Annotated in this window: 11 protein-coding genes; 3 read left to right on the top strand and 8 right to left on the bottom strand. The window is 67.5% G+C overall.

What is annotated here, in order from left to right:
* Positions 1 to 9 precede the first annotated feature (9 nt).
* The 3 genes from OKW87_RS04085 (at position 10) to OKW87_RS04075 (ending at position 5,433) form a co-directional block, all read left to right on the top strand.
* Positions 10 to 2,649 carry a TonB-dependent receptor plug domain-containing protein gene (locus OKW87_RS04085; protein WP_265542507.1) on the top strand — a complete coding sequence of 880 codons (2,640 nt, stop codon included), beginning with the start codon at positions 10 to 12 and terminating at the stop codon, positions 2,647 to 2,649.
* Positions 2,649 to 4,154, top strand: coding sequence for a tannase/feruloyl esterase family alpha/beta hydrolase (locus OKW87_RS04080; protein ID WP_265542505.1), 1,506 nt, complete (start codon positions 2,649 to 2,651; stop codon positions 4,152 to 4,154). The genes OKW87_RS04085 and OKW87_RS04080 overlap by 1 nt, the downstream gene beginning before the upstream one ends.
* 97 nt (positions 4,155 to 4,251) lie before the next feature.
* Entirely contained in the window at positions 4,252 to 5,433 is a 1,182-nt protein-coding gene (locus OKW87_RS04075) for an MFS transporter (RefSeq protein WP_265542503.1), read from the top strand.
* Here the strand turns inward: OKW87_RS04075 and OKW87_RS04070 are convergent.
* Genes OKW87_RS04070 through OKW87_RS04035 form a run of 8 tightly spaced genes read right to left on the bottom strand, consistent with a single transcriptional unit; the run spans position 5,430 to position 15,297 of the window.
* The gene (locus OKW87_RS04070; protein ID WP_265542501.1) at positions 5,430 to 7,862 is read right to left on the bottom strand and encodes a 2-hydroxyacyl-CoA dehydratase family protein; all 2,433 of its coding nucleotides are present in this window, start codon (positions 7,860 to 7,862) and stop codon (positions 5,430 to 5,432) included. The two genes, OKW87_RS04075 and OKW87_RS04070, sit on opposite strands and share 4 nt — an antisense overlap.
* The gene (locus OKW87_RS04065) at positions 7,862 to 9,109 is read right to left on the bottom strand and encodes a CaiB/BaiF CoA transferase family protein (RefSeq protein ID WP_265542498.1); all 1,248 of its coding nucleotides are present in this window, start codon (positions 9,107 to 9,109) and stop codon (positions 7,862 to 7,864) included. Before OKW87_RS04065 ends, OKW87_RS04070 begins: the two co-directional genes overlap by 1 nt.
* Entirely contained in the window at positions 9,106 to 10,272 is a 1,167-nt protein-coding gene (locus tag OKW87_RS04060; protein ID WP_265542496.1) for a CaiB/BaiF CoA transferase family protein, read from the bottom strand. The genes OKW87_RS04065 and OKW87_RS04060 overlap by 4 nt, the downstream gene beginning before the upstream one ends.
* Positions 10,269 to 11,243 (bottom strand): CoA transferase, encoded by a 975-nt coding sequence (locus OKW87_RS04055; protein WP_265542494.1) that lies wholly within the window; start codon positions 11,241 to 11,243, stop codon positions 10,269 to 10,271. The genes OKW87_RS04060 and OKW87_RS04055 overlap by 4 nt, the downstream gene beginning before the upstream one ends.
* Positions 11,240 to 12,430, bottom strand: coding sequence for a CaiB/BaiF CoA transferase family protein (locus OKW87_RS04050; protein WP_265542492.1), 1,191 nt, complete (start codon positions 12,428 to 12,430; stop codon positions 11,240 to 11,242). The genes OKW87_RS04055 and OKW87_RS04050 overlap by 4 nt, the downstream gene beginning before the upstream one ends.
* Positions 12,427 to 13,473, bottom strand: coding sequence for a TRAP transporter substrate-binding protein DctP (gene dctP, locus OKW87_RS04045; RefSeq protein ID WP_265542491.1), 1,047 nt, complete (start codon positions 13,471 to 13,473; stop codon positions 12,427 to 12,429). Before dctP ends, OKW87_RS04050 begins: the two co-directional genes overlap by 4 nt.
* Before the next feature lie 2 nt (positions 13,474 to 13,475).
* On the bottom strand, positions 13,476 to 14,780 hold the full coding sequence (locus OKW87_RS04040) for a TRAP transporter large permease (RefSeq protein ID WP_265542489.1): 1,305 nt from the start codon (positions 14,778 to 14,780) through the stop codon (positions 13,476 to 13,478).
* On the bottom strand, positions 14,770 to 15,297 hold the full coding sequence (locus OKW87_RS04035; protein ID WP_265542487.1) for a TRAP transporter small permease: 528 nt from the start codon (positions 15,295 to 15,297) through the stop codon (positions 14,770 to 14,772). Before OKW87_RS04035 ends, OKW87_RS04040 begins: the two co-directional genes overlap by 11 nt.
* Positions 15,298 to 15,393 lie beyond the last annotated feature (96 nt).

Genomic DNA, 15,393 nt, shown 5'->3' with positions numbered 1-15,393 from the left:
GAGGGAAGAATGGATATCATCGTCAACCGGCGCACGGCCGATCTGCTCGGCCGCACGGCCATCGGCGCGCTCGCACTTGCTCTATCGACGCCTGCACTGGCGCAGGACGCCACGTCCCCCGCTCCCGTGACCGAGGCGGAAGAGCAGGCGATCATCGTCACCGGCAGCCGCATACGCGGGATCGATCCGGTCGGCTCGGCGGTCATCGCGATCGACTCCGAACAGATCATGGAAGAGCCGGTCACCTCGACCAACGACATCCTGCGCCGCGTGCCGCAGGTCGTGTCGCTCGGCGCCAACCGCGCGGGCGGCACTGCCCAGAACGGCGCGGCGAACGCGACGCGCGGCGCGGGCATCAATCTGCGCGGGCTTTCGACCAACGCCACGCTGTTGCTCTATGACGGTAAGCGCCTGCCGCCGCAGGGTACGCAGGGCCAGTTCACCGATCCCTCGGCCATCCCGTCGATCGCGCTGGGCCGGATCGAGGTCGTCGCCGACGGCACCTCCGCGGTTTACGGTTCGGATGCGGTCGCGGGGGTGGTCAACCTAATCCTGCGCAAGGATTTCTCGGGCATCGAGGCGCGCGGTCGCTACGGCATGACCGAAGGCGACTATTATGAGGCGCAGGCGGCCTTGCTCGTCGGCCACAAATGGGACGGCGGCTGGATCATGGCCGCGGGCGAATATGCCAAGAACAACAATCTGTTCGGCTCCGAGCTCGACTTCTACACATCGGACAATCGCGCACGGGGCGGACGGGATCTGCGCGGCACCAACTGCGCGCCGGGCACGCTGGTTGCCGGCGGCGTCAACTATGCCATCCCGCAGGGCGGAGTGACGGGCGGCAATATCGGAAGCCTCGTCGCCGGCACGCGCAACCAGTGCGAGTTCAACGATATCGCGCAGGTCATCCCCGACCAGGAACGGTGGAGCGGTGTCGCCGCGGCGAGCCACGAGATCACCGGCGGCATCCGCATCTTCGCCGACGGCTATTATTCGCGCCGCAGCGGCACGCTGCTGTTCAACCCGACGGTCAACGCCACCGTGCCGAGAACCAACCCGTTCTTCGTATCGCCGGTCGCAGGTGCGACATCGGTGACCGTGCAGACCAATTTCCTCGCCGACACGGGGCCGCTGCTCAACCCCTATTGGTCGAGCACCTGGAACGTCGCCGCCGGCGTCGAGGCCGATCTGTTCGGCGATTTCCAGGGCACCGCTTATTACGCCTACGGCAAGTCCGAGGAAGTCGCCGATCGGCGGCGCTCGGGCGTCAATGCCGCTGCTCTGGCGGCCGCGCTGGCCGATACCAACCCGGCGACCGCGCTCAACGTCTTCGGCGGGTCCAACAACCCCGCGACGCTTGCCCGGATCACCGACAATTTCTTCGTGATCGAGGGCCGTACGCGGCTCGAGGTACTCAACGCACAGATGGACGGCTCGCTGTTCGAGATGCCGGGCGGGCGCGTTCGGATCGCGCTGGGCGGCGAGCACCGTGTAGAATATACCTATACCTCGCTGCTCCAGGGCCAGGCCGCCACGCAGGCGCGCACCGCCAGCGACGGCAGCCGCAACGTCGATGCAGTGTTCGCCGAGTTGTTCATTCCGCTGGTCGGCGCGGGCAACGCCTCATCGGGGCTCGAGCGCCTGTCGCTCAGCATTGCCGGGCGCTACGAGCATTATAGCGACTTCGGCAGCACCACCAATCCGAAGGTGGGCATCACCTACGCGCCATGGCTGGGGCTGACCTTCAAGGGCACGTTCGGGACGTCGTTCCGCGCCCCGACCTTCAGCGAGGTCTCGACCGTCGGCGGCGGCGCCGGGCTGTATTTCGATACGTTGCCCGGGCCCAACGGCAATCTGATCGGTATCGGCATTGCCGGCGGCAATCCCGGCCTCGCTCCGGAGAAGGCGACGACCTGGTCGTTCGGGGTCGATGTCGCGCCGACCGCCATTCCCGGTTTGAATGCGTCGCTGAACTATTTCCGGATCGACTATACCGACCAGATCCAGGCGCTGCGCGGTACCCCCGGCCTGCTGACCAACCCGATCTACAGCCAGTTCGTCCAGTTCAACCCGACCGCGGCCGAAGTCAGCGCGCTGGTCAATTCGGGCCTTCCGCTCAACGCTGCGATCAACCAGTCGCTGGTTACCTTCATCGCCGACGGACGGCGCCAGAATCTCGGCACCTCGCTGCTGCGTGGGCTGGACTTCACCGCCGCCTATCGCTGGGACTGGGGAGGAGTAGCCCTCGATGCAGGGGTCCAGGGCACCTATGTCCTCGATTATCTGTTCGAGGCGGTTCCCGGATCGGGGCTGGTCGACGTACTCGACACGATCGGCTTCATCCAGAAATTCCGTACTCAGGCGGATATCGGCGCAAGGGTCGGTGGGCTCAAGACGCGGCTGACCTGGAACCACCTCAACGGCTATACCAATACCACCTCGACCGTCGTGCGTGACGTCAGCAATTACGACACGTTCGATTTGCTGATCGGCTACGATTTCACGGATCGGATCAACCTGTCGTTCGACGTGCGAAACCTGTTCAACGAGGATCCGCCCTTCGTCGACACGACCAACGGTTTTGACCCCCAGGCGGCGAACCCGATCCCGCGGCTCTTCGCGATCACGGCAAATGTGAAGTTCTGATGCCGGCGATGCTCGCCGTCGCGCTTGCCGGATGCGCGTCCCTGATGGGCGCGCATCCGGGCGGAGTGTCCGTTACCGCCGCGACCATGGTCACGCCGGCCCCCAATTGGGCGCCGGAGACGCAAAGCTTCTACCGTCCTGTGCCGGTCAGCGTGAAGCTGTGCCGGGTGGAAGGGACGATCGAAGCGAATATCGGCTTCGAGCTCTGGCTGCCCGCCGACTGGAACGGGCGGCTGCTGGGCGCGGGCGTAGGCGGCGATGCGGGCGTCTTCAACTATAGCGACATGAGCCGGCGCGTGGCCGAGGGTTTCGCGACGGTGACGACCGACAGCGGGCACAAGGCGGGCCAGCCTCGCTGGATGGCGGATGCCAAGGCGCGGGTGGATTACGAGCATCGCGCCGTGCACCTGACTGCCGTCGCCGCCAAGGCGCTGTCGGCCAAATTTTACGGCCGCGCGGTCGATCGCAGCTATTTCACCGGCTGTTCGGGCGGCGGGCGCCAGGCGCTGAAGGAAATGCAGAATTACCCCGGCGACTATGACGGCGTGATCGCCGGCGCGCCGGGGCCCTATATGCCGCTGCAGTCGGTGCGGATGATGTGGGGCGCACTGCTCCAGAAGCACAACCCTGCGGGCGCGCTGACCGACGCCGACTGGGCGTTGTACGAACGCAAGGCGACCGACGCATGCGACCGGATCGACGGCGTCGAGGATGGCGTGGTGGAGAATCCGCTGCGCTGCTCCTTCAAGGTCCAGACGCTCGCATGCAAACCCGGCCAGACGTCGGATTGCCTCACCAGCCCCAAGCTCGCCATGCTCCATGCGATCGTCAGCCCGATGCCCGACGAGAAAGGCAAGGCGATGGACTGGGGCCTCTATCCCGGCGTGCGCACGCGTCCCGGTCCGCCGTCGCCGCTGCTGCGCGCAATGTGGGCGGACGGCGTGCATAACGATGCGAACTGGAAGGAGGACAGCTTTCGCCGAACCGCCGATCTGGAGGCCGCGAACCGCGCGATGCCCGAGCTTCGCGCGGACAAGGTTGCGATACAGCCCTTCCTGAAGGCGGGCGGCAAGGCCATCCTCTACCAGGGCTGGGCCGATCCCTCGACGAATGCCGGCCCGACGTTGGCTTATTATGCCAGCCTGAAGCGCGCGCATCGAGAATTAGACCAATCAGTGCGGCTTTTCATGGCCCCCGGCACCTATCATTGTGGCGGCGGGCCGGGCGCCGGCATGTTCGGCGGTTCGGGCCATCCGACCACGCCCGGGGATCCCGAACGCGACATACTCTGGGCGCTGATCCGCTGGGTCGAGCAGGGCAGGGTGCCCGAGCGGCTGACCGCGACCAAGTTGGAGGGCGACCAGGTCCGTTTCACCCGCACGCTATGCCCGTTTCCGAAGGCTGCGCGCTACGACGGTCGCGGCCCTGTGGATGATGCCGGCTCCTATGCCTGCGAGACCGATGCCAGCTTGTTGCGCGTGCTCCGCATGGATAAACGTGGCTGAGACGCGTCGCTTCGCGCCGGCATAGAGCTTGTTCGGTCGCGGTGGGCGGCAGTGAACACCGCTACGATCTGGGGAGCCGAACGAGTGCCGCGTTATCATGAGGCTTAGCGCGGCGACGGGACGTCTGGTGTTGCTGGGGGCGATCATCGCGCTTGGTTCGCTCGCCATCCAGATCATCGTGCCCGCGCTGCCGATGCTGGCTGCGGGCATCGGCGCGACGCCATCGGGCGGGCAGCTGATCATCTCGCTCTATCTGATAGGGCTGGCGCTCGGCCAGTTGATCTGGGCTCCGATTGCGGACCGTCATGGCCGACGCCCCGTCCTGCTGGCCGGGATCGTGATTTTCTTCGTCGGCACGCTGATCTGCGCTTTCGCCGGGGGTCTCGGGACGATGCTGGTGGGGCGCGTGGTCCAGGCGATCGGCGCATCTTCGTCCTTGGTGTCGGGCCGGGCTATGGCCACCGACAAGGCGCCGGTCGGACAGGCCGCGGCGCCGCTTGCCGTGCTGACCAGCGTCACGCTGATCTCGCCGGCGCTCGCCCCCGCGATCGGCGGGGTGCTGGCAGGATTGGGCGGCTGGCGTTCGCTGTTCTGGATCCTCGCGGCGCTGACCTTGCTGGGCGGCGTCCTCGCGCTCCGCATGCTACCGGAAACCCGACCGGGCGACGGCAAGCCGCTTCACCCCGGCCGGCTGGTTCGCACTTACGCCCAGGTCGCGCTGCACAGCGGTTATCTCCCGCTCGCCTTCGCCAATGCGTTGATCAGCGGGGGCTTCTACCTGTTTCTTGCCGTTTCGCCTTTCATCCTTGCCGCAGCCGGCGCTACGTCGGCCCAGGCGGGCCTGTTCTACTCGGGCGTGGCCTGCGCGATCATCGGCGGGACGCTGACTGTGCCGATCATCCTGCGGCACTGGCCGGCACGGCTGCGCATGCTGGGGTCCACGGCGCTAGCGGCGGGGGCGGTGACGGTGATCCTGATCGCCGCGACGGGCGCCGATCCGATCGGCCTGTTCGTGGCGATGAGCCTGATCGCCCTCGGTGCCGGGCTCACCGGACCCTCCTTGCTCGCCGAGGCGATCGAGCGGCAGCGCGAGCGCGCCAGCACCGCCACGAGCCTGTTCGGCACGATGCAGATGGGCGGCGCGGCGCTGATTTCGACGCTGGCGGTCCGGATCGCGCCCTCGGTCGCAGTCGAGCTGGCGGCGATCGGGGTGCTCGTGCTGCTCGCGCTCGCCGCACGCCACCTCTGGGCTGGCGCGGCGAAACCGATCGAGCCTTAGCCCCGCCGCTTCGCGTAATCGGTTGCCGGGCCCTCCAGGAAGGCCGCGATCTGGCGATCCACGGCATCTTCGTCGCTGGCTTCGCGATTATAATTGTCGAGATCGAGCGATAGCACGGGAACCCCCGCTCGGCGCAATGCGCGCAACACGAAGGGATCGGCATCGGACAGCGCCACGGCGCCGTCCACCGCATGGCTCTCAGCCTCGCGGACATGCCAGGCGCCCGCCCAGCTGGGCATGCGCAATTCGTCGCCCATCGTCACGAAGCGCGCGGCGAGCGCACGCATCGGGTCCTGCCCCGCGTTCGTGCGGCGGATATAGCCGTCGGCGGCGAGCGCGAGATACATCGACCAGACGAACACCGCGCCGTGGCTTTCCTCCCAGCGCTGGTAGAAGCCCATGTCGCTCCACATGCCGCGGCCGACCCACATCAGGCGAAGCTTCTCGCCCAGGCAGGCGGCTTCGCCCTTCTCGTGGCGGTCGCGCACTTCCTCGTAGAAATCGCGTGCGGCGTCGCGCGCCCAGACGGTGCCGCGATGCCATTGCGGGACCATCGTCGCGGGCATCGTATCGGCGACCGATACGGGCACGGGGGAGGAGCCGGCGATCAGGTCGCGGGTCTTGCGGTAATAATCCTCCTGCTCGTTCACCAGATCCATGATCTCGGCGAACTTTACGGGGTCGAAGCGGCGGTCGCTGGTCGCTTCGATCTGCGCGACCATCGCCTGCAGTTCCTCGACCATCAGCGCGATCCGGTGCGGCTCGATGACCTCGTCCCAGCGGTCCTGCAGGCTGTCCCACCAATCGAGCGGGATTTCGAGGCGGCTTTCGATGCTGCGCTCGAACAGGAACAGGTCGGCGCCGGTCTCGCGCGCCCAATGTTCGAAGATCCTTGGGGTGGCATCGGTGCCGAGCACTGCCTGGACATAAGCCGGGCGGGGGAGGCCGCCCCAGGGTGCCTGTTCCGCGTCGGTATCGAAGGCGGCGGCGAGGCCTTGCGAGCTATAGGCCTCGGCGTCGCTGGGATAGCCGTGATCGCGCAGCAGCTGGAAATAGCGCGGCGACTGCTGCTTGGCGGCGGCGATAGACGCCCACCATTGGTTGACCACGAACGGCACGTCCATCGCGCGCAGGATTTCCTGCGGGCTGTTGGCGTTGACGACGGCAAGCGGCGCGCCGCCGTCTACCTGCGCGCGCAGGCCCTGGAACCAGTCGCGCTGGAACGCGCCGAAGCCGGCGAGCGAGGCGAGCGATTTGCGGCTACGGCGGCCGTCGCTCGGCTTGCGGGCAGGTGCCGGGCCCTTGTCGGCGGCGGGGAGGGGGGCGGGGGCGCCGATCCGCTCGACGGTGATGCCGCGCGCGCCGAGTTCGCGCTCGAACCAGCCCGCATCCCAAGCTGTCGCCTCATCGCGATCGGATTCGACGATGATAGCGTGGGTTGTGCCCAGCTTTTCCATCCGGGCGACGATATGCTCCAGCCGCGCGGGGGCGGGGGCGAGCATTCGTGGAGTCAGGCGCGCGGGCTCGGCGAAGCCTTCCGGCGTGTCGGGGGTATTGCCCCAGGCATCGACCAGCGGATCGCCCCATTCCTGATCGTCGCCGATCATGCGGAGGCCGCGCGTCGCAAGCTCGCGCTGGCGGGCGGTCGAATAATGGGCCGAGCCGAGGACGAAGACCGGGGTGCCTTCGCTGTCGCTTGTGGCCGCGGCGACCAGGTCCCGCCATTCCGTCGGGGGCAGGGCGTGGGCCGCGGCGATGGCGGCGATGCGCAGCGTGCCGGTGAGGTGGGCGATGGCGGCGGGGCGGGTGCGCTCTTCGTCGGTGGTTGTGGCGAGGGCATCACTCGATCCTCCCCGGAACGGGGAGGTGGCAGCCGAAGGCTGACGGAGGGGGCTATCCGCGGGCCCCGCCGCCTGTGGCGCGCCCCCTCCACCATGCTGCGCATGGTCCCCCTCCCCGTGCCGGGGAGGATAGTTGTGGCTAAGCCACTCGACCAGCGCCGCGATCCGGCCCTGGTTGTACGTGCGGCTGGATTCGCGCGGCAGATGCAGCAAATCGAGCATATGGACCGGGCGCGGCGGCATGTCGCCGGTGCGGAGCAGTTCGCGCACCGCGGCGAACAGCTGGGGGAGCTCGCTGTCGGCGTGGGTGAAGAGCAAGGCGTCGCCGCTGCTGTCGGCGACGATCTGTTGCAGCAGCGATCGTCCGCGGTGCGAGAGCGTGCCGTCTCCGGCGAGCAGATCGGCGTCAGGCGTCGGGCCGGGACGGGGAACCATTCGCACCGGCGCGAAGCCGGCGGCGCGCAGCAGCGCATAGGGTGCGTCCTGGCCGAGCACGCGGATGACCCGCGCGCCTTCGCCGCGCAGGCGATCGGCGACGGCGCCGGGATCGTCGCAGGCCGCGATCAGGCGCGCTGCCGCATCGGTCATCAGATCACGCCCTTTGCGCGCAGCTCGGCAATGCGTTCGGCGGAGTAACCAAGCGCGTCGCCCAGCACGCGATCGTTATGCTCGCCGACCTTGATAGGCATGACATCGTCGAAACCGGTGTCGGCGCCGGAAAAGACGATCGGGATGCCCGCCGTGCGCAGATCGACCGCCGAGCTGTAGTTCGGGTGCGTCACCGGCACCGCCTCGTGCCGGCTGATCACGCGATCGTCGAGCAGCGCATCCTCGGGATGGCGGACGGGGGCGACGGGCACGCCCTCCGCCTCCAGCGCCGCGACGACGGCCGCCACCGGCAGATTGCGCGACCAGGCGTTGATCGTCGCCTCGAGCACCGCGGCATTGGCTACGCGGGTGTCGCGGCTGGCGAAGCGCGGGTCGCTCGAGAGTTCGGGCTGTCCCATCGCGCGGAACAGGCCGAGCGCCAGCTTCTCATGCACCGCGACCAGGGCGATATAGCCGTCGGCGCATTCGAACACGCCGAACGGCGAGAGGCGCTGGACGGTGAGGCCGGTGCGCGCCTGCATCCCTGCCGCCGCCATCGCCGACCAATTCTCGATCGCGACGAAGCTGGTGAGCGCGCCGAGCATCGATACGTCGATATGCTGGCCGATGCCGGTGCGGTGGCGCTGTTCGAGCGCGGAGAGGATGCCGATCACCGAGAAGACCGGCGCGAGCATGTCGGCGATCGGGATGCCGATGCGGACCGGCGGCTCGCCCGGCCCGCCGCTCGCGAACATCGCGCCCGACAATGCCTGGATGATGATGTCCATCGCCTTGCCGCCCTCGGGCGCGGTCGCGCCGAAGCCGGAGAGCGAGCAATAGATCAGCCGCGGATTGACGGCTTTCGCCGCTTCATAGCCGACGCCGAGGCGGTCGGCGGTGCCGGCGGTGAAATTCTCGACAACGATGTCGGCGGTGCGGACGAGATCGAGGAACACCTCGCGCGCCTCGGGCTGCTTGAGGTTCAGCGTGACGCCCAGCTTGCCGCGGGCGCGCGTCAGGTGGCTGATCGAGACGTCGTCGTCGTGGCGGCGATCGACGGTGATCCCGTCGCGGCCGACATAGGGGCTGTTGTCGCGCGCCAGGTCGCCGCCCTTGGGGTCCTCGACCTTGATGACTTCGGCGCCGAGCCCGGCGAGCAGCAGCGTGGCATAGGGGCCGGCCAGCGCGCGGGTGAGATCGATGACGCGCAGCCCTTCGAGCGGGCGGTCACGGGTGATGTCGGTCACTGTATTTTTCCTTCAAGCGCGGCAATCTGCGCATCGTCATAGCCAAGGGTCGCCAGCACCGCCGCCGTGTCCGCCCCGGCGGGACGGGCAGCGTCGGTGACGGCGGCGGGGGTGTCGGAGAGTTTGATCGGGCAGCCGGTGTGGCGGACGGTGCCGCCGGGGGCGGGCAGGTCCAGCACCATGCCGCGCGCGTGATTGTGCGGATCGTCGAGCGCCTCGGCCACGGTCAGCACCGGCGCGAACTGGGTGCCGGCGGCCTCAAGGATGGCGAGCCATTCCGCACGTGGCTTGGTTTCAATCACGGCGGCGATCCGTTCCTTCATCGCTGGCCATCCGGCGCGGTCCATCTGCCGGTCGGCGAGCTCGGACAGGCCGATCGTCTCGACAAAGATCCGCCAGTAGCGCGGCTCCATGTCAGTGGTGACCAGATATAGTCCGTCGGCGCAGGCCCAGATGCCGCTATCGGCGCGGTGCATGCCCTTGGGCGGCGCCTTCGCGACATCGGGATTGCGCGAAAGGATGTTGGCGATCAGCGCCAGCGAGCTGTCCGACATCGCGATATCGACCTGCTGGCCCTTGCCAGTGGTGGCGCGCGCGATCACTGCCGCCAGCACGCCGATCACGGCGTTCGAGCCGCTGAGCAGATCGGCGACGGGAACGCCGGGGAAGGCGGGGCGATCGGGGTGGTCGCCAATCCGCGACAGCGCGCCGGCGATTGCCAGCGCCACCGGATCGTGGCCGGGCTTGCGCGCATAGGGGCCGGTCTGGCCGCACAGCGTGACCGAGCAATAGATCAGGCGCGGATTGAGCGCGGTCATTTCGGGCCAGCCATAGCCCATGCTGGCCATCACGCCGGGGCGGTAATCCTCGACGAGGATGTCGGCGCTTTCGATCAGCTTGTGGATCGCCGCGCGGCCATCGTCCGAGCCCGGATCGATCAGCACGCTTTTCTTGCCGCGCGCGAAAATGTCGTGCGCACGCAGCCTGGCATTCTCCTCGTCCGAAAGCTTGTCCCAGCCGAACACTTTCCGTTGCTTGCCCAGCTCGCGCGGATTTTCGATCCGGATGACCTCGGCGCCGAGATCTGCGAGCAGCCAGGTGCAATAGGGCCCGGGGAGGAATTTGCTGAAGTCGACCACCTTGAGGCCTGCAAGCGCGCTCATGCGCCGTCCCCCTGGTCGAGCGACGAGACCCAGAGCGGCCCCGGCAGCTTCACGCCGTCCACCTCGCGCCAGAAGCCGCGTGCGGCAAGGTGGGGACTGTCGAGCGCGTCCTGCGGCGTATCGATCCACGATAGCCCAAGCCCCGCTTGCTGCGACATCGCGCCGAGCTCCGCGCGCGTGTGGCGCAGGAAGAAGGCCTCGACGACATTCTCCCATTCGATCAGCGTTTCCCGGGGGATGTCGGCGACCAGGATCGCGTCCCAGTCGACCTCGGCGAGCGGCCCGGCGGCGTCGCCCATCGCCTTGACCATGCCGCGCATCATCGGCTGGTTGTCGACCAATGCCCAGGTGACGAAGCCGTCGGCGCACGGCCAGATCTGGCGCACGCCGGACTTGCCGCGGATCAGCAGATTGCCGGTGCGATTGCCGATCCGGCCGGTCCATTGCCAGGTCAGCGGCTCGCGATAATTGGCGAGCACCGCGGACTGATAGGCCGACACTTCCACCAGCTGGCCTTGACCGCTGGTAGCGCGCGCATAGAGCGCGGTCAGCGCGGCGGTGACCGCCTGGATCCCGGCGAGCGCATAGGCCTGCTCGCCCGGCAGCGTGAGCGGCGCGCGATCGGGATCGCCGATGATCGTCATCAGCCCCGAGCGCGCCATCAGCGTGAGATCGCTGGCCGGGCGCTCGCCGAGCGGGCCATCTGGAAGGAAGGGGGCGACGACCACGTCGATCAGCGCCGGATTGGCGGCAGCCAGCGCCGCATGATCGAGTCCCGGATTGCGGACAAGGATGTCTGCCGTGGCGAGCAGGGCTTGCGCGTCGCCCAGCGTCTTGCCTTCGCTCCAGGCGGGGTGGCCGGGCTCGGCGCGGACGACGCGTGCGCCGAGTTCGGCGAGCATCCGCCCGGCGATTTCGCCCATGCCGTCGGTAAGGTCGACAACCGTGAGATGTGCGAGAAGCGGCGTCATGCGAGCGCTCCTGCCTGGGTCAGCTCGGCGACTTCGGCCTCGCTCATGCCGAGCAGATCGACGAAGATTGCATGATTATGCTCACCCAGGTTCGGCGGCGCGGTGACACGGATTGCGCTTTCGGAAAAGCGCAGCGGTGGCGCGGGCATGTCGCAGGTGCCGATCTTCGAATGGGTGATCGGCCGATAATGGCCGCGTTCCGCCAGTTCGGGATCGGTGAAGACGTCGCGGCCGTCGTTGACGGCCTCGGCGGGAATGCCGAGCGCGGTCAGGCGATCTGCGAGCGCATGCTTGTCCTGATGGCGCGTCCATTCGGACAAAGCCGCGTCGAGCGCGTCTTCATTCGCCTTGCGGCCTTCGAGCGTGGCGAAGTGCGGGTCGGCGATGCCTGCCGTCTCCGCAAGGATCTCCCATTCGGCGTCCGAGCGCGCGACGATCGCGATCCACTGGTCGTGCCCGCGCGCCGGAAAGGCGCCGTGCGGGGCATGGCCGGCCGAGCGATTGCCTGGCTTTCCGCCATTCCCGGCCTGCGCACTGGCGAACTGATCGGCCATCACATGGATCAACGGCTCGGTCTGGCTGATGTCGATATGCTGGCCCTCGCCGGTCTGGCGGCGATGCTCGAGCGCGGCGAGCGTCGCGACGGTCGCGAACATCGGCGCGACGACGTCGCCATAAGCGAAGGGCGCCATGTGCGGATCGCGGTCGGGCCAGCCCGAAAGCGCCGCCATGCCCGACAGCGCACCCGCCGAATTGCCATAGCCGCGCATCGTGCCGAGCGGCCCCGATCGGCCGGCGACGCTCACGCTGATCTGGATGATCGCGGGATTGATCGCCTTCAGCGTGTCGAACGAAAGCCCGATCCGCTCCATATAGCCATGGCTGAAATTCTCGACGACCACGTCCGCCCAGGCGACCAGCTTCTTCGCCACTTCGACTCCGCGCGGATCGGAGAGATTGATCGTCACCCCCATCTTGCTGGTGTTGGTGATGCCGAAGAACAGCGACGCATCGGGATCGCGCACGCCGCCGGCGAAGGGCGGCGACATGCGGCCGAGATCCAGCCGCTTGCGCGATTCGATCTTGATGACGGTAGCACCCATGTCTGCGAGATCCTTGGTCGCGCGCGGGCCCGCGCCGACCCAGGAGAAATCGGCGACCTTGATGCCTTGTAGGGGGAGGGTCATCGCGCGGCTCCCGGCGCACACTGGATATCGCCGCTGGCGATCAGGCGCTGGGCTTCGCGGAACACCGGCACCGCGTCGATGTCGAGGCTGGCGAGCCGCTGCGCCTGGCCGAGCGCGTCCTGGTTATAGAGCGCATCGAAACGGCGCTGTTCGGCCTCGGGGATTGCGTTGAAGGTGATGCCTTCTTTCTTGCCATAGTCGATCCCTGCTTGCTCGGCCTTTAGCAACTGGCGGTTGAGCGCGGCTTCCCATTGCTTGCGCCCCACGGTCAGCAATTGCTGCAGATCGGGCGGCAGCCGATCCCATGCCTTGTCCGACATCGCCCGCGCCGGATAGGCGCCGCGGCTGAAGCGGATCGTCGTGAAATGCTTGGCGACCTCGGCGAAGTGGAGGCTGCGGATCGTGTCGGCGGGGGCGACGACGCCATCGATGACGCCTTTGGCCAGCGCCGCATAGACTTCGCCCATCGGCATGTTGACCGGATCGGCGCCGAGCTGCTTGAGGATGTCGACTGCGTCGCTTTGCGAGCGCAAACGGAGCCCCTTGAAGTCGGCGAGGCTGCGGATCGGCCGGTCGCGGGTGAGCACGCCGGGGAAATTGCCGCCCTGGACCGCGAGGATGTGCAGCCCCTCTGTCTCCTTGCCATATTGCGGGAAGCGCGCGGCGAGGCAGTCATAGACCGCGACCTGATCGGGGATCGTCTTGATGCCACCGTAGAAGCCCGATTGACCGCGCAGCAGATGCGCCCCGCCCTTGGCATAGATCGGCGTGATCAGCCCGATATCGGCGACGCCGTGGCGGATCTCCTCCATGCTCATATCCGCCGAGAGCAAGGCGCCCGACCAATAGGGCCGGAAGGCGATGCGACCGCCGCTGTTCGCCTCGACCCACTTCATCCAGTCCTGATCGGCAAGGCCAAACGGATGGGTGGGGGGATAGGGGCTGGCATAGGTCAGGACATGCTCCGCCGTCGACGGCGGCGCGGCGTTGCAGCCGGCGAGGGCGAGCGCGAAGAGGCTAGCGAGGATATTGGGAAGTCGCATCGTCAGCCCGCCATCACGCTGGGGAGCCACAGCGTGACCACCGGGAAGGCGATCAGCATGGCCAAGTGGAAGAAATCGGCGATCAGGAAGGGCACGATGCCGCGGAAGATCTGCCCGAGCGGGATATCCTTGCCGATCGCCTGGATGACATAGACGTTGAGGCCGAGCGGCGGGTGGACGAAGCCGATCTCCATCGTGCGGACCAGGAAGATACCGAACCAGATGGGGCTATAGCCCAGCTCCATCGCGATCGGCAGGAAAATGGGCGTGGTCAGCAGCATCAGCGCGAGGCCGTCGAGGAAAGATCCCAGCACCAGCAGCATCAAGGCTATGACGATCACGACCACCACCGGGCTCGCGTCCATCTCGCGCACGGTGTTCGACATGAGATCGGCGATGCCGGTCACGCTGATGAAGGTGGCGAACAGGATCGCGCCGAAGATGATCAGATAGATCATGCCCGTGGTCGTCAGCGTCTTGGCGAAGGCGCCGCCGATCGCCTCGCGGTTGAATGCCCCGCGCACGGCCATCAGCGCGAAGGCGGCGAGCACGCCGACCGACGCTGCCTCGGTGGGGGTGAACCAGCCGATCATCAGACCGCCGATCACGAAAACGACGAGCAGCAGGATATCGAGAATGCCGAGCAGCCCGCGCATCCGATCGCGCCAGCCGACGCGCTCCGACTTGGGGCCCAGTTCGGGGCGGAACCAGCAGAGGATCGCGATCGCCGCCATGTAGAATAGCGCCTGGCTCAGGCCCGGGATGATCGCGGCGGTGAACAGCCGGCCGATCGAGACTTCGGCGATGATGCCGAACACGATCAGCGCGCCCGAGGGCGGAATAAGCGCGCCGAGCGTGCCGCCGGCGGCCAGTGCTCCCGCGGCGAAGCCGGGATTGTAGCCCGCGCGCCGCATCTCGGGCAGTGCTGCCGAGCCGACCGTGGCGACGGTGGCGAGGCTTGATCCGCTGATCGCGCCGAAGCCCGCGCAACCTGCGATCGAGGCGAGCGCGAGCCCGCCGCGGCGATGCCCGATGAAACGCGCGGCGACGTCGAAGAAATCGCGGCTCGCTCCGGCGGCAAAGCAGAGATGCGCCATCAGCAGGAACAGCGGCAGGACCCCGAGTTCGTATTTGTTGGCAACTTCGAACACGACGACGCCTGCCTTCACCAGCGCCGCCTCGGGCGAGAGCATCACCATCAGGCCGAGCACGCCGGTCAGCGCCAGGCTGACGCCGATCGGCACGCCGACGGTGAGCAGGAACAGCAGGCCCAATATGCCCGCGAAGCCGATCAGCTCAGGCGTCATGTCCGCCCTCCGCCACCGGCCGGCGCGCGAACGCCGCCTTGAGGAACAGGATCGCCACGATGCCGAGCGCGATGATCATGAGCAGCCTGAACCAGCGCAACGGGATGTGGAGCAATTCGGAACGCTCGTGCGCGTTCCACAGATCGCAAAGCAGGATCAGCGACCCGACCATCAGCAGCCCCACGGCGAGCGTGCCGAGCAACGCCGCTATGCGAGCAAGGCGTTGGCGGCGGGCAGGGGGCAAGCGGTCGGTCAGAATATGCACCGCGGCATGGCCGTGCGCCAATGTGACGCTGACCATCGACGCCGCGGCGATGAATACGATCGCCGCCTGGACGATCTCGATCGATCCGAGCAGCGCGAAGCCGGTGTGACGGCCGAGCACCGCGATCGAATCCGCGGCGGTGGCAAGCAGCAGCCCCGCCGATCCGATATAGAAAGCGGCTTTGCCCGCGATGCCGCTGGCGGCATTCTCTTCGCCCACGGGCGGGGCGGCATCGGTGACGGGAAGTGACACGCCTTACCTCTTCGGATTGACAGCCTTCGGAGCGGGCCGTCTAATGAAAGCAATTATTGAAACCGTATATTATTTCAACCGTATATTTTTCATACT

Source organism: Sphingomonas sp. M1-B02 (assembly GCF_026167525.1).
Lineage (GTDB): Bacteria > Pseudomonadota > Alphaproteobacteria > Sphingomonadales > Sphingomonadaceae > Sphingomonas.
This window is presented reverse-complemented; position numbering and strand designations above follow the sequence as displayed.

Bases quoted from the DNA above. Each gene is read 5' to 3' on its own strand.
- OKW87_RS04085 (WP_265542507.1), top strand. From the start codon at position 10: ATGGATATCATCGTCAACCGGCGCACGGCCGATCTGCTCGGCCGCACG.
- OKW87_RS04080 (WP_265542505.1), top strand. From the start codon at position 2,649: ATGCCGGCGATGCTCGCCGTCGCGCTTGCCGGATGCGCGTCCCTGATG.
- OKW87_RS04075 (WP_265542503.1), top strand. From the start codon at position 4,252: ATGAGGCTTAGCGCGGCGACGGGACGTCTGGTGTTGCTGGGGGCGATC.
- OKW87_RS04070 (WP_265542501.1), bottom strand. From the start codon at position 7,862: ATGACCGATGCGGCAGCGCGCCTGATCGCGGCCTGCGACGATCCCGGC.
- OKW87_RS04060 (WP_265542496.1), bottom strand. From the start codon at position 10,272: ATGAGCGCGCTTGCAGGCCTCAAGGTGGTCGACTTCAGCAAATTCCTC.
- OKW87_RS04055 (WP_265542494.1), bottom strand. From the start codon at position 11,243: ATGACGCCGCTTCTCGCACATCTCACGGTTGTCGACCTTACCGACGGC.
- OKW87_RS04050 (WP_265542492.1), bottom strand. From the start codon at position 12,430: ATGACCCTCCCCCTACAAGGCATCAAGGTCGCCGATTTCTCCTGGGTC.
- dctP (WP_265542491.1), bottom strand. From the start codon at position 13,473: ATGCGACTTCCCAATATCCTCGCTAGCCTCTTCGCGCTCGCCCTCGCC.
- OKW87_RS04040 (WP_265542489.1), bottom strand. From the start codon at position 14,780: ATGACGCCTGAGCTGATCGGCTTCGCGGGCATATTGGGCCTGCTGTTC.